Source organism: Arenicella xantha, from assembly GCF_003315245.1.
GTDB lineage: Bacteria > Pseudomonadota > Gammaproteobacteria > Arenicellales > Arenicellaceae > Arenicella > Arenicella xantha.
Genome location: NZ_QNRT01000001.1, coordinates 215,318 through 228,397 on the forward strand (window position 1 = coordinate 215,318; position 13,080 = coordinate 228,397).

The window sequence follows — 13,080 nt, forward strand, 5'->3', positions numbered from 1 at the left end:
CAAACAACGCGAAAAAACTGCATAAACCGAGCCTCTATGACGCACTAAACGCTAGGCGCAACAGCTTATGTAGCGACCAATGTTGCAACTGAGCGAAAATACCCAATAGCAACATTTTTCATCCTATAGAGTTTGATTCTGACAATTCCGCCCTTAGTAATAAGGTATCAACAACTTGGGAGAACTAACAATGTCCGATCAATATGAAGGAAAACAAGGCTGGACTAGAGTGCTGTTCATTGCTGCATTTTGGCTGGTTTTTTACCTAACTCAGCTAGTCATCGCCGCTGTGGTTATTGCGCAATGCTTATTTACACTTATTAGCGGCGCGCCCAATAGCTATTTGCTTAAATTTGGTGAAAGCTTGAGTAAATACGTGCAAGAGATACTGCGTTACGTGACGTTCAACACCGATCAGCGCCCATTTCCGTTTAGCGATTTCCCGACATCCGATATCGTGATTACTGTGGACACCACTGAGGCGTAGCCAAAACAGTAGCGTGCTTCTTGTGGTGAAGTCAGCTGGCCCGAGGGTCACAACTGAGCGACCAACCACAGAAGCACGAATCCAGTCTTAACTGTTCAAGCCACGTGCCCTAGCGTATATCATCACCGATGAAATAGCGCGGACCATCACCTAACGCGGCGGCACGATCGTTTGCGTTATAGAGCTGACACTTTTGTAATGACAAGCATCCACAACCGATGCATCTTGTTAATGATCCCTTCAGTTTATTTAACTGAGCTATGCGCTGATCAATTTCCGCACTGAATTGCCGACTAAGTCGATTCCAGTCAGACTTGGTTGGAGTTCGGTTATCGGGCAAAGATTCTAATGCCGAAGCAACCTGCTTAAGGCTGTAGCCCAAGCCCTGCATAATCAAAATAAATGACACTCGGCGAATCACCGAACGATTAAAGAGTCGGTGTCCACTAGCGCTGCGCACGGTCGGTATCAAGGTTTGATCTGCATAAAACCGTATCGCCGATACATTTGCGCCAGTCCGCTTGGCAACCTCTCCAATACTTAACAACGGGTCTTGTTTCATAGCTGACACCATAATTAAATTTACGCTTGACCTCAAGTTAACTTGAGATATTAGACTTCGAGTCATCAACAACTAATTTAACTATGAGGCTCTCATGCAACAGACCTACCTTGAACATACCAATCTTACCGTTTCAAACCCAGACCAATTTGCCGAGCTGCTGTGTCGTGTGCTGGGTTGGCGGATTCGCTGGTCGGGACCAGCATTGAACGACGGCTATACCGTGCACGTCGGCGGCGACCAATCTTATCTAGCACTCTACGCGCCGGTCGACCCGACCGACAATCCAAACAGTCAGCGAAACACTGGCAACCTGAACCACCTGGGCATTGTGGTGAATGACCTAGATGCAATCGAAGTCAAGATCAGGGCGGCGGGGCTAATTCCTTTTAACTATCGGGACTACGAACCTGGGCGCCGCTTCTACGTGAAAACCACTGATGATATCGAGTTGGAACTCATCAGCTACAATAAATAACGGGTGTAAGGGAACGGTCTTCGCTTTGCGCTGACCGTTCCCGATTAACCTTTACTATGTGGTCAAAAACCAGCGGCATGACCGTCTTTACGGGTTTCTGTCGCGCCCCAATAAACGCCATTGTCTGCGCGGTGAATGGCTTGATACCCACCGTAAGGCCCATTAGCAAATTGAATTACATGCCCCTTGCGCATCAACGTTCGGATCGTTTCATATGGAAAACCCGTTTCTAGGTTCAATATGCCGCCGTCGGTCATTTTCTCGCCAGTCGGTTCAGAAGAGCCTGTATGCTGTATCCGCGGCGCATCGCCCGCCGCTTGAATATCCATGCCAAAATCGACCATATTAATGATCACCTGCGCATGCCCCTGTGGCTGCATTCCGCCGCCCATCAACCCAAAGCTCATCCAGGGTTTGCCATCTTTAGTGACAAAAGCGGGAATGATTGTATGAAAAGGTCTTTTACCGCCTTCGAATCGATTGAAGTGCTTATCGTCCAGCGAGAACATTTCGCCACGATCCTGCAAAATAAACCCCAGTCCTGGCGGCGTCATACCGGAACCCATTCCACGATAATTACTCTGAATTAACGACACCATATTGCCTTCAGAGTCGGCCGTAGTTAAATAAATGGTATCGCCGTCTTCGAGAATATTGCCAGCACTCAGTTCCTTACTCGCTTGATTGGGATCGATCAGGCTTGCGCGTTGTTTAGCGTAAGATTTAGAGATCAACTGCTTAACTGGAATCTGGTTGAACTCTGGGTCAGCGTAATATTTAGCTCGATCTTCGAAAGCTAATTTTTTCGCCTCGGTAAATAGATGGACGTATTCTGCCGAGTCTGGACGCATCTTTGACACATCATGCAGCTCCATAATATTGAGAATTTGCAGTGCGGCTATGCCCTGGCCATTCGGTGGCAGTTCCCAAACATCATAACCACGATAATTGGTGCTTACTGGATCTAACCAATTACCTTGGTGATCGGCCAAATCTTCAGCCGATAGAAAACCACCATTGGCCTGCATATAGTTGGCGATCGTATTGGCCACCTCGCCTTGATAAAAACCGTCTCGACCTTTATCCGCAATAATTTTCAAGGTCTTCGCCAAATTTGGGTTACGCCATATTTGCCCTTGTGACGGAGCTTGGCCGTCCAAGGTAAATTGCGCGGTGAAACCCGGCCACTTTGCCAGCTTCGGAACGGATCGCTGCCAGTAATACGCAATTAATTGCGACACAGGAAAGCCCTCTTGGGCATAAGCAATAGTCGGGGCTAATAACTCACTCATCGGTAGCGAACCAAAGCGCGAATGCAACATAAACCAGCCATCGACAGCACCCGGCACGGTCACCGGCAGCGGCCCATGCGAAGGTATGCTCTGGTAGCCATTATCAACGAACCACTGCCTAGTCAACGATTTAGGCGAGCGCCCCGAACCATTCAGCCCAACTAACTGCTTGGTCTTTGCATCCCACACAATAGCGAAGATGTCGCCACCGATGCCATTGCCTGTCGGTTCAACAAGCCCCAATAGCGCATTCGCAGCAATCGCCGCGTCAATGGCGTTACCGCCACGACGCATTACATCAAGTGCAAGCTGGGTCGCTAATGGTTGCGAGGTAGCCGCCATTGCTTTACTTGCCAATACCGGAGAACGTAGTGCGAATGTCTCTCCAGTGACTCGATCAGCGGCTGAACTCGTAGCAATCGTTAATAGTACGCAAATTGCGGATAAAAAGACTTTTCTCATGATTAGAATTTCCGAGCAAATTTAAGTTTGAGAACCTTATCACAATGCCACGAAACATGGCGGCACAGGTTCCTGAAGCTAAACAACACTATTCAACTGCGCGTTCAACCGCTCGCACAAAAGCAGGACGATTCATACACCGCTGTAAATAGGCTTGTAGGGTCGGATACGGCTTAAGCTGACCAAGACGCTGGGCCATCGACACCACGTAGCAAATGCCAAAATCAGCGCCACTGAATTGATCGCCTAAAATGTAATCATTATCACCTAACTGTTGCGCTATGTGGTCAAAATGCAGCTTGATCTCAATGTCACTAAATGGCGAGATAACCGGATGTTCAACACCACTTCGTAGCGTCAACATCTTGAGCAACAGCGGCGCAAATACTGAACCCTCTGGATAGGCCAACCACTGCTGATATTGAGCCCATCGCGTGAGATCACTGCGATCAGGATGCAAGGCGTGCTGTTGGTCAAACTTCTCCAACATATACGCCGTAATCACGTTCGACTCAGTGAGTGTCAAATCTTCATCTTCAATGACAGGGCTCTTACCTAACGGATGTATCTCACGCAGCGCAGCCGGGGCTCGCATGGTTGCAGGGTCACGGTGATAAACTTCTAACTGGTACTCAGCGCCAACTTCCTCTAATAACCAAGCCGTAAACAATGAACGCCCAATGCGTAGATGATGAAGAGTAATCATAAAATTTTCCAAACAAATTTGAGTGTATTGCAGTGTAGTTTATATCGAATGAGTGCCGTATCAAGTTAGTTGAATATTCGCCATTATTGGAACAACGCGACTTCGGCATTCTGGTATTGCGGTTGCTGCACTCTTGCCCGCATCTGCTTAAGCGTTTTATACGGCGCATCGACAATTAAGAAATTGATCAACCACGCTGGGACCGCACCATTTGGATCGACATGAGCAAAGCTTTCAATCGCCACTTGGCCGTTAGCCAACGGCTTAAAATGCCACTCCGATACCGCATAGACAATACGCACACGTCCTCGACGAACCGGGTACTTGGACGCATCAATGGCTTCACTGCGCATCTTCACTACGCCAGTCGCTTCATCGTGCGACCAAACCACATGCGAATACACGTCTCGATCTCGAACCGGAAATGGCACATCATTATGGGTATACACAATACTTTCGGTCGACGAAAGCTGCTCAACAAGCTCGGCTTTTTGACACATCACTACCCATTTTTTACAATTTGGCAAATCCGTAATCAGGGCAACTAGGCTCTCGACAGATGCATCAACTTGCATTTCCGCACGAACCGCACGGAACTTTGAGTCAGGCACTTTACTTAAATAAATTCGAATGTCGTGGCGGTCGCGTTTCAACTGCCAGTCATAATTGACGTAGTCCGTTTGCGCGGCAACATAAGGGGAGAACAGCCAGCACAGATGCACGCATGACAGGAGCAACAGAAGACGTAAACAATTCGCTGACATCAATACCAGTATCTTCATGTTGTAAAGTGAATGGCCATCATACGCAACTTACGTTGAATAGGAAATACAGCGTAAATCTGGATTGTGATAGGGTATCGTTTTAGCCAATCCGAGGAGAGAGAAACATGCAAACCAAATTTCATAAAATGTCCGACAGCACGGCCGAAGATTGGCAGCTCATTATGGGCGAACAACTAAAATTTTTCACAGCACTGCCTGACCGATTGCTAACGCACCTTGAACTACTTAGCGGAGACTACGGTGGCTTCCCAGTTGATCGTCTACAACATAGTTTGCAAACCGCCGAGTTAGCGGCCGAAGCTGGAGAAGATGAACAATATGTAGTCTGCGCACTGTTACATGACATCGGTGACACTCTCGGCAGCGCCAATCACGCGGATGTAGCGGCTGCAATTCTGGAGCCATTTGTATCAGACGCAAACCATTGGATGATTAAGCATCACGCTGTTGTTCAGGGCTATAATTTCTTTCATTACATTGGCATGGATCGTAATTTACGTGACTCACTACGTGACCATCCTTATTACCCGCAAACTGAACGATTCGTAAATGAGTATGACGACTTGGCGTTTGATGCACGCAAACCAACACTATCGTTGACCGAATTCGAACCAATGGTACGTCGAGTATTCGCAAAACCACTTAAGAGTCTTTACAAATCGGCTCTTTAAATCATTATATCAACAACCCTAATCTATAAAATTTAAGCACACGGTTACATGTACAAAGGCGAGCGTTTTAACAGTATCAGCCATTTAGTCGGCGCGGCTTTGGCATTAGTCGGAGCATCAGTATTAATTACACTGGCGGCCGTCGACGGTAATGCACTCAAGATTGTTAGCTACAGCATTTACAGTGCCACGCTTTTTATCTTGTATCTAACCTCAACCCTGTATCACAGCTTTCAAGGGCGGGTAAAAGACATTTTTCAAAAGTTTGACCACCACGCGATTTATCTACTGATCGCCGGAACCTATACACCGTTCGCCTTGATCGCGGTACAAGGCGCGGTCGGTTGGTGGTTATTTGGTGTTGTCTGGGGCTTAGCGGCCATCGGCATGATTATCGAAAATTTACCCATCCCTGGGCCAAGAATTCTGCCGATCATAATCTATATAGCAATGGGCTGGGCTTGCGTATTCACCATGGAGTCGATGATCGCCGGCATGTCGGAGTTGGGATTTTACTTTCTACTTACCGGCGGAATTATTTATACCGCCGGCGTCATTTTCTACGTACTAGATCACTGGTACCCATGGTGCCATGGCATTTGGCACCTGTTTGTGATCGGCGGCAGCGTTTGCCACTACTTCGCGATTTTCCTGTTGTGACTTGGCAAACTGCGAAGTTGAATCTAATGGAAATTACCGCCACCGAACCAAGCTTAGCTTGCCATTCGCACTAACTTCCCTGGTCGCGCGGGCAAAATCTCATCGTTGGCAATCACTTGTTCGCCACTCACAAAGACCGCCTTGTATCCGCTGACCGGTTGTAATAGCCGTTGTCCTCCAGCGGGTAAGTCTTGGACCATTTTCGGCACACCAAGCGACAGATGATCAAAGTCGATTACATTGATGTCAGCCTTCATACCTTCAGTCAACCTACCGCGATCGGTCATTCCAAGGTAATCAGCACCATCGGCGGTCAACATTTGGATAGCCCGCGACAACTCAATGCAAGAACGATTCTTTCTAGCTCGGTCGCGTGCCCAATACGTCAGTAAGTAAGTTGGGAAGCTGGCGTCACAAATAGTTCCAACATGCGCGCCACCGTCGGATAAGCCAGGCAACGCAGCAGGATGCGTTAACATGGTATACACATTGTCGTAATTCATCTCTGTGTAATTAAACACCGGAAAATACAGCAGTGTTTGGCCGTCATCCTCAAGCATTAAATCGTAAGCTTTCTCCCAAACCGATACGCCATCACGTCGAGCCATACCAGCTATGGACGTATCACTGTCTTGCTCATAGTCAACAATCCCTTGATGATCCAATTTAAATATTTTTTCTGCCAACTGTGGAAACTGCGCAATCATCATGTCCACCAATGGCGGAACCGACGACCCCTTGCCCGCAAGAGCCACCGGCGCTTCGGATAACAGCTGCGCCTTGAACTCTGGGTCACGCATTATCGCCACACGCTCAGCCAATGACTTATCACGAATACCGATATAACTCGGGTGCCCCATCAACGGATGAAAGGTACAGTTCAAACCATTGAATACGCCAATCGCACGCGGCGCCACTTGCAGTTTGATATCCAAGCCTTCGGCATTAAGTTGCTCCGCACCGGCAATAATTTTACGCCAATCATCTGGAGCGAAATCTCTCTGCATCAGCGACATTGAACCCGGTCGACCGCCTGCGCGAAAGTAAGCCGCCATCAGCTCAAATTCTTTTTCAAAATTATCCTGCGGTCGAACCATGTCAAAATCATTCACTGCTTGTAGCACGCCATGTTGCATACCATTGAATGCCTTAGCAATACCCACTAGCTCGTCTTGTCCGGCCTCGCTCGCGGGAGTCCAATCACCATCTGCGGTCTTGTGAGAGTCACTGCGGCCGGTGGAAAAACCTACCGCGCCAGCTTCGAGTGCCGAACGAACCGCCGATTGCATTGCTGCGATATCGTCTGGGTTAGCCATCTCATCAAACATCGCACGTTCGCCCATAACGTAAACTCGCAATGGGTCATGCGGAACCATTACCGCGAAATCAATGGTATGCGGTAACTTCTCGATCGCATCCATGTACTCTGGAAAGCTCTCCCAGTCCCACTGAATGCCCTCGTGTAATGCGGTGCCAGGAATATCCTCCACACCTTCCATGAGTTTAATAAGCTGTTCACGGTCTTGTTTTCTGCATGGTGCAAACCCGACCCCACAATTCCCGAGTACCACCGTAGTAACGCCGTGGTTCACCGATGGTTGCAGCTCTTCATCCCAAGAGACCTGGCCATCATAATGGGTATGCACATCAACAAACCCTGGCGTAACAATCGAACCACTCGCATCTAATGTGTGTTTAGCTGGCGCTGTGCAAGCACCAATCTCAGTGATAATGCCACCGTTAACGCCCAGATTGGTTGTCACTGGCTCACCACCTTGCCCATCGTACACCAGCCCATTCATGATTTTGAGATCAAACATGTTCTAACTCCTCCGATAAAAACAAAAAAAGGCATTACTCAATTGGTAACGCACTCTGGCTACGGTGTTCCGCAGCTCGTTATAGTGCTTCTAGGATACACGATCGGCGGTGCGAAAAAAAAGCACCAAAGCCAATCCAGCGATTAAGTGCCAAGTCCCCCATAAACCCGCCACCGCGGCGGCGCCACCAAGTCCACCAAGTTGGGTTAGCAAAATCACAATCCCTAGACCACTGTTTTGTATGCCGACCTCAAACGTAATCGCGCGTCTGGCCGCCGTGTCGGCTTGTGCTAAGCGAGCAACAATATTGCCGAGTAGAAATGCAGCAGCATTGTGCACTGCCACGATACCAATTAACGCGCCGCCAATTGCCCAAAATTCATCAAGGTATTGCACTGACCCTAAGATTATTATCCCCAGCAAACCGGTTCCACCTAGAGTCACTAGTGGACCACGTAAGCGATTCGCCAATTTAGGCCACACGCCGGCGATGATCATGCCAACAATTAAAGGCAATGCCAGCAGCGCAGCGGTCTGAATCAAAAAAGCGACTGCATCGAAACTCAAACTATCGAGCAGCGACGCGGTTGGAGGATATAGACCACTCCAAAACACAATCATAATCGGAGTGATAAACGCCGCGCTAAGACTCGAGGCAGCGGTGAGTGAAACCGACAAAGCAATATCACCGCGAGACAGAAGCACCAATAAATTCGAAACATTGCCACCGGGGCAGCAGGCAATCAGAATCATACCCAGCGCCACTGAAGGCATCGGCTGAAACCAAAAACACAACCCCAGTGTGAGTAAAGGCAAACCGAGTAACTGCCCGACCAATCCAGCGAGAAAGACTTTAGGCGCGGTGCGAAAAAAACCGAAATGCGCTGGCCTCAACCCAAGCGCAACGCCCAGCATCATCAGTATCAGCGATATCGCGAGCCCGATCTCAGACGCGCGCCCAAGTTCAAGCGTAAAGCTATCGATTGCCGAATTCAAAAGTCGATCGCTACGCGGTTACAGTCGGGTTACTCTTCAATAATTGTATACACTTCTAACGATGCAATATCCGATTTTGGAACCGAGAAGGTCATCACTCCGGTGTATCGATAGATCTCAACATTCAATGAATCGCCAGTCACGCTTAATAAGCGGCCTTTAACTGATGAACGATCGTCGGTTCGCTTAATACGAATCGTTTGCTCGAGATAGTTTCGTGCTTGGCTGACCTTAATTTTGCTGTACTTTCCTTGCTTAACCTTTTTTTGTACCTTTTTGGGTTTAACTTGTTCTATCACATTAATCGGCACCGCTACGCCATCAGCACTCATTTTCAGGTTCAACCATCGAACCACATCCTTAGCTTTAAAAAACTGTGCATTACCAATATCTAACAGCTGCTTGCTTGGCGTTGATTGCAACTCAATTTGTGATCCACCACGCATAAATTTTATCAATGCAGCGCGAAAATCCGGCCCAAGGTCTGCGCCGAAAGAGTTTATCGAGTACTTTGATGAACCCACAACTTTAACCAAGAACTCTTCAGGAGTGATCTCAAACTTAGCCGCACAAAATTCGGCCACGGCGTTCGCCACGTCAGCACTCAACTCCATGCTAACCGACATTTCCTTAATGGGCATTTCACCAGTCATCGCAACTGAGCCGATTTCAGCACCGTTGATTAACCATTGGAAATCTGTGGTTGAAATATCATCGTTGTAGTAAAGCCCCACCGTGGCGTTATATGGATCTCGAAAATCAAACGAAAATCGACCATCTGCGCGTATCCGCTCTAATCCAAGCTTGGAGTAAACAAAACTTGAATTGAAGTTACGACATTGATCTTTCTCCGGCGCTAATTCAATTAAATCAGAATCCATTTCTAATCGATCAATACTCAGACTAAACGAATCTGGGAATTTACCGCCGTCAAACGCCGAGTCCCCTTTTAGTGCCAAAAAGCGATCAGACGACTCCATCTTAATCTCCGACACCGTAACGCTATCACCTGAGGTGCGGATTTTAACGTCTAGCTTATGCAGTGATAGCGAACCATCCAAACCTAACTCGACCCGATCGTATTGCACGTCCGCATACGAGGAAATCATCGAGATGCCGTCGTCGAGTGCCTTTTCGTAGCTGTACTCAACATAGAACTTGCCAGCAAAAAGTATGATGGCAATAAAAACAAGAATAATTAACAGATTTTTCATTAGCTATTGGACGCACGTCTCGACAGAAATTCAACTCGATTATGACGTGCTCAGCCCAGAAAATCCATGACAGATCGCCTTCTACATTGATAGCCAAATAATATTAAGCGCTTAATGCGACAACATCACATCGCTATTTCTCGACTTATCCAAACAATATTTTCCAACCGCCAAACGAATAGCAATGGTACCAATAACCGTCGGAGCTAGCCACGGAGCCAAGGCCCAATAGCTATTAACCAAGCTTGTGATAAGACTGCTCGCACCGAATGCTAAAAAGGCTGTGTGTGCGGCAATACCACTCGTACCCATGCCCACGATATGTTGTTTTCGCCAATCGATTTGACGCGAATCAGGTGCCCGCCATAAGCCGACAAACTCAATGATATTGCTGAGACCTAGACCACCAAATACCAATAGAAAAACCGCTATACCTTGTGCCCCCAAAACTATGCCGTAGTAAATAAGTGTGGCGCCAGCAATGACCAGCAACGCATTGAGCACCATCAAGTTAGACCGATAGCGCGCATTAACACCGTGCTTACTGCTAAGAATCGCCGTTCCCATCCACAATGGTTTGGCTGTCAACAACGATAAAAAGCCTAAGAATGCGGCCAGCACATAGTCGCCGATAATCACATTTTTCACACTGAGGCTGATGGCGGTTACAACCACTACCCACATTGCTTTAACGTACCATCGCCCCGCTAATCGATGGTTGCGACCACCTTTTCGCGTCAGCGCGGGTATCCAAAACAGAATTAGGCTAGCCACGCCGGCCAGCACATGAATAACAAGAAGAATCGTACTAATAAATTGCATCGTAAAAACACACTCAAAAATTGAACATGCCATCACAATATTCTGCTAATTCCTCTGGCTATAACAAAACGGGATCAGCAACAAAGCTTTGTGACCAATTGCACTGCCGTGGGATTAGCTGCACTCAACTGGGACAAATAACACGCGACTTTTTAAGCCATCGCAGCTTTAAACGCCGAGATAAACGTTCGCGAGACCGGCACATAGAGATCATCAATATTATGTAAACGAAGCTTTAAACCTTGAGCATTACCGCTTATCTCGGCGACCGCCGCGGTATTAACAAAATAGGAACGATGGCAACGTACGACACGGCTCTCCGCCAGCATTTTTTCAGCCCCCGCCATGGTGGCACGGATAACCTGACTCGCCAACTTGCCGTCACACCAGTAATGAACCACGATATAGTTCTGCATGGCTTCGATATAAGCCAGATCATCATGCGGCAATCGCAACTGCTGATCATGTGAAATATCAAAGACAAATAGTTCAGAAGATGGCGAACGCGGTGTAGACGACCCAATATCGACCGCCGTTTGCTGATTCAATGTCGCCGCACGTAATTGTATCAATAAGCCTGAAAACGCGACCGGCACGACACCGATCAACAAGGTGTTACGCAGCATCCCGAAAAAGACTCTTAGCGAACCGAAGTAAGATGGGTACAACACCATTAGATACAGCGTATTGGCGAACGCGATTAAACCAATCATAACTAAGCACTGCACGACCCACTTCCAAAGTGTCCAACTTGGAACATCGGTTTTTATTCGCAACACATAGCGAGTAACAAGATTGAAGCCAAATCCAAACAACACCGTTATCAGTCCAAAACCAAAACAGACCCAAAACAGACCATGCGGAACACGGTGCAAGCCAAACGGTTTAAAAAAATATAGAAACGCCGTGATAAAGGCTCCCACATACAGGATACTCAGCAAGTCGTGAGACACACTGTCGCGGGTAGGAAAAGGCTCGTTAAGACGTTTTAGTAACGAGCTAGTCATGATATTACTAGGCATGTTATTAATAGTACCGGAAACCAACCTCAGATAAGAGCGCTACGCGACACGGTCACCTATGATCCAGCATATTTCAATCATTCTTACCGGTTTCAGCGTAGTCGCAATGTTAGTGTTGCTAGCCGCATATGGCTTATTTTTACCAGAGATGCGCAAAAGCCCGTTGAGCAAGCTGGCTTGCGCAATCCTGCTACTTAGCTTGATCTTTTTGCAAATCGGCCACTACCTGTATTTTACTCAGCAAACACCATTGCTCGACATACCGTTATACGGTGCGTTGCTAGTCACGATTCCTGCCGCCTTTTTCTTCTTCACACGAGTTGTGTTGTTCCCCCACGTGAGCTATCGCGCACACGACTTAGTCCACCTACTACCCATTCTATTTAGCCCATTACTGCCGCAAGCCTATTTGCCAGTTTATGCGTTCATAGTGGGTACCGGCTACACCTTATGGTTTGTCATACAGGTCATTCGACTTCGTGGCCAACATACACGATTTCATTTCGAACTCTTTTTCTTTGGGATATTCGCGATCATGGCATTAATGGCCCTAGGGCTTGGCCTAGCACTGCCGTTCATTCCGCATCACTACTACTATGTTCTGTATGCCAACTCAGTATCTGGGGCAGTGTTACTAATCGTTGCTGCACTTATTTTCTTCCCACATTTACTCGGCGACCTGCACGACATCACCGAGCTTGCTTACGCAAAGTCAAAACTCCAGGGTATTGATACCGACGTCAAGGTACAGCAACTAGAACGACTCATGCGCCATGAAAAGCAATATGAGAATGAGAACTTGAGCTTACCGATAATGGCTGAGATGATGAGCTTAACTCCGCATCAACTCTCCGAATTAATCAATACTCATTATGGACACGGCTTCTCTCGTTTTGTACGCGAGTACCGCGTAAGAGCTGCGCAAAAGCTGTTGCTCGACGAATTACAAACTTCGGTACTAACCATTAGTTTAATGACTGGATTCAAAACTCAATCGAATTTTTATACCGCTTTCAAAGAAATAGTTGGCACCTCGCCAGGCCAGTACCGCAAGCGCTTAACAGCTAAACCTAACGATGAGCCAAGCACTTAATCGCTACAAA

At 47.6% G+C, this 13,080-nt stretch carries 14 protein-coding genes; 5 read left to right on the forward strand and 9 right to left on the reverse strand.

Features of this window, described 5'->3' with window-relative positions:
• Positions 1 to 190: 190 nt before the first annotated feature.
• A complete protein-coding gene (locus tag DFR28_RS00935) occupies positions 191 to 487 on the forward strand; it encodes a DUF4389 domain-containing protein (RefSeq protein ID WP_113952428.1) in 297 nt (98 codons plus the stop codon).
• A 109-nt stretch (positions 488 to 596) separates the two neighbouring features.
• On the opposite strand, the gene soxR is transcribed toward DFR28_RS00935, so the two are convergent.
• Positions 597 to 1,049 (reverse strand): redox-sensitive transcriptional activator SoxR, encoded by a 453-nt coding sequence (gene soxR / locus DFR28_RS00940; protein ID WP_113953363.1) that lies wholly within the window; start codon positions 1,047 to 1,049, stop codon positions 597 to 599.
• A gap of 94 nt (positions 1,050 to 1,143) precedes the next feature.
• Between soxR and DFR28_RS00945 the strand changes: the two genes are divergently transcribed.
• Complete coding sequence (locus DFR28_RS00945) at positions 1,144 to 1,527, forward strand: VOC family protein (RefSeq protein ID WP_113952429.1); 384 nt, start codon at positions 1,144 to 1,146, stop codon at positions 1,525 to 1,527.
• A gap of 62 nt (positions 1,528 to 1,589) precedes the next feature.
• Here the strand turns inward: DFR28_RS00945 and ggt are convergent, their stop codons facing one another.
• From ggt to DFR28_RS00960, 3 genes are all read right to left on the reverse strand, one after another.
• On the reverse strand, positions 1,590 to 3,281 hold the full coding sequence (ggt, locus tag DFR28_RS00950) for a gamma-glutamyltransferase (protein ID WP_113952430.1): 1,692 nt from the start codon (positions 3,279 to 3,281) through the stop codon (positions 1,590 to 1,592).
• Positions 3,282 to 3,369: 88 nt separating this feature from the next.
• Positions 3,370 to 3,987 carry a glutathione S-transferase family protein gene (locus DFR28_RS00955; RefSeq protein ID WP_113952431.1) on the reverse strand — a complete coding sequence of 206 codons (618 nt, stop codon included), beginning with the start codon at positions 3,985 to 3,987 and terminating at the stop codon, positions 3,370 to 3,372.
• Between the two features lie 83 nt (positions 3,988 to 4,070).
• Positions 4,071 to 4,769 carry an START domain-containing protein gene (locus DFR28_RS00960; protein ID WP_113952432.1) on the reverse strand — a complete coding sequence of 233 codons (699 nt, stop codon included), beginning with the start codon at positions 4,767 to 4,769 and terminating at the stop codon, positions 4,071 to 4,073.
• A 107-nt stretch (positions 4,770 to 4,876) separates the two neighbouring features.
• On the opposite strand from DFR28_RS00960, the gene DFR28_RS00965 reads away from it, so the two are divergent.
• Both DFR28_RS00965 and trhA read left to right on the forward strand, forming a co-directional pair.
• Complete coding sequence (locus tag DFR28_RS00965; RefSeq protein WP_113952433.1) at positions 4,877 to 5,443, forward strand: HD domain-containing protein; 567 nt, start codon at positions 4,877 to 4,879, stop codon at positions 5,441 to 5,443.
• A gap of 48 nt (positions 5,444 to 5,491) precedes the next feature.
• Positions 5,492 to 6,103 (forward strand): PAQR family membrane homeostasis protein TrhA, encoded by a 612-nt coding sequence (trhA, locus tag DFR28_RS00970; protein WP_113952434.1) that lies wholly within the window; start codon positions 5,492 to 5,494, stop codon positions 6,101 to 6,103.
• Positions 6,104 to 6,156: 53 nt separating this feature from the next.
• On the opposite strand, the gene DFR28_RS00975 is transcribed toward trhA, so the two are convergent.
• The 5 genes from DFR28_RS00975 to DFR28_RS00995 all read right to left on the reverse strand — a co-directional run bounded on the left by DFR28_RS00975 (position 6,157) and on the right by DFR28_RS00995 (position 11,962).
• Positions 6,157 to 7,923 (reverse strand): N-acyl-D-amino-acid deacylase family protein, encoded by a 1,767-nt coding sequence (locus tag DFR28_RS00975; RefSeq protein ID WP_113952435.1) that lies wholly within the window; start codon positions 7,921 to 7,923, stop codon positions 6,157 to 6,159.
• 90 nt (positions 7,924 to 8,013) lie between these two features.
• The gene (locus tag DFR28_RS00980) at positions 8,014 to 8,919 is read right to left on the reverse strand and encodes a bile acid:sodium symporter family protein (RefSeq protein ID WP_113952436.1); all 906 of its coding nucleotides are present in this window, start codon (positions 8,917 to 8,919) and stop codon (positions 8,014 to 8,016) included.
• Positions 8,920 to 8,948: 29 nt separating this feature from the next.
• Positions 8,949 to 10,133 (reverse strand): hypothetical protein, encoded by a 1,185-nt coding sequence (locus tag DFR28_RS00985; RefSeq protein WP_113952437.1) that lies wholly within the window; start codon positions 10,131 to 10,133, stop codon positions 8,949 to 8,951.
• A 111-nt stretch (positions 10,134 to 10,244) separates the two neighbouring features.
• Positions 10,245 to 10,955, reverse strand: a complete 711-nt coding sequence (locus tag DFR28_RS00990; protein ID WP_113952438.1) for a DUF2306 domain-containing protein — start codon at positions 10,953 to 10,955, stop codon at positions 10,245 to 10,247.
• Positions 10,956 to 11,107: 152 nt separating this feature from the next.
• The gene (locus tag DFR28_RS00995) at positions 11,108 to 11,962 is read right to left on the reverse strand and encodes a LytR/AlgR family response regulator transcription factor (RefSeq protein WP_170131920.1); all 855 of its coding nucleotides are present in this window, start codon (positions 11,960 to 11,962) and stop codon (positions 11,108 to 11,110) included.
• Between the two features lie 73 nt (positions 11,963 to 12,035).
• Between DFR28_RS00995 and DFR28_RS01000 the strand changes: the two genes are divergently transcribed.
• The gene (locus DFR28_RS01000) at positions 12,036 to 13,070 is read left to right on the forward strand and encodes an AraC family transcriptional regulator (RefSeq protein WP_113952440.1); all 1,035 of its coding nucleotides are present in this window, start codon (positions 12,036 to 12,038) and stop codon (positions 13,068 to 13,070) included.
• The last annotated feature ends 10 nt before the right edge of the window (positions 13,071 to 13,080 follow it).

What these genes read in the sequence shown, in the direction of transcription:
- DFR28_RS00955 (WP_113952431.1), bottom strand. Translation starts at nt 3,987, where the DNA reads ATGATTACTCTTCATCATCTACGCATTGGGCGTTCATTGTTTACGGCT.
- DFR28_RS00960 (WP_113952432.1), bottom strand. Translation starts at nt 4,769, where the DNA reads ATGAAGATACTGGTATTGATGTCAGCGAATTGTTTACGTCTTCTGTTG.
- DFR28_RS01000 (WP_113952440.1), top strand. Translation starts at nt 12,036, where the DNA reads ATGATCCAGCATATTTCAATCATTCTTACCGGTTTCAGCGTAGTCGCA.
- DFR28_RS00995 (WP_170131920.1), bottom strand. Translation starts at nt 11,962, where the DNA reads ATGACTAGCTCGTTACTAAAACGTCTTAACGAGCCTTTTCCTACCCGC.
- trhA (WP_113952434.1), top strand. Translation starts at nt 5,492, where the DNA reads ATGTACAAAGGCGAGCGTTTTAACAGTATCAGCCATTTAGTCGGCGCG.
- DFR28_RS00985 (WP_113952437.1), bottom strand. Translation starts at nt 10,133, where the DNA reads ATGAAAAATCTGTTAATTATTCTTGTTTTTATTGCCATCATACTTTTT.
- DFR28_RS00945 (WP_113952429.1), top strand. Translation starts at nt 1,144, where the DNA reads ATGCAACAGACCTACCTTGAACATACCAATCTTACCGTTTCAAACCCA.
- ggt (WP_113952430.1), bottom strand. Translation starts at nt 3,281, where the DNA reads ATGAGAAAAGTCTTTTTATCCGCAATTTGCGTACTATTAACGATTGCT.
- soxR (WP_113953363.1), bottom strand. Translation starts at nt 1,049, where the DNA reads ATGAAACAAGACCCGTTGTTAAGTATTGGAGAGGTTGCCAAGCGGACT.
- DFR28_RS00965 (WP_113952433.1), top strand. Translation starts at nt 4,877, where the DNA reads ATGCAAACCAAATTTCATAAAATGTCCGACAGCACGGCCGAAGATTGG.
- DFR28_RS00990 (WP_113952438.1), bottom strand. Translation starts at nt 10,955, where the DNA reads ATGCAATTTATTAGTACGATTCTTCTTGTTATTCATGTGCTGGCCGGC.
- DFR28_RS00935 (WP_113952428.1), top strand. Translation starts at nt 191, where the DNA reads ATGTCCGATCAATATGAAGGAAAACAAGGCTGGACTAGAGTGCTGTTC.
- DFR28_RS00975 (WP_113952435.1), bottom strand. Translation starts at nt 7,923, where the DNA reads ATGTTTGATCTCAAAATCATGAATGGGCTGGTGTACGATGGGCAAGGT.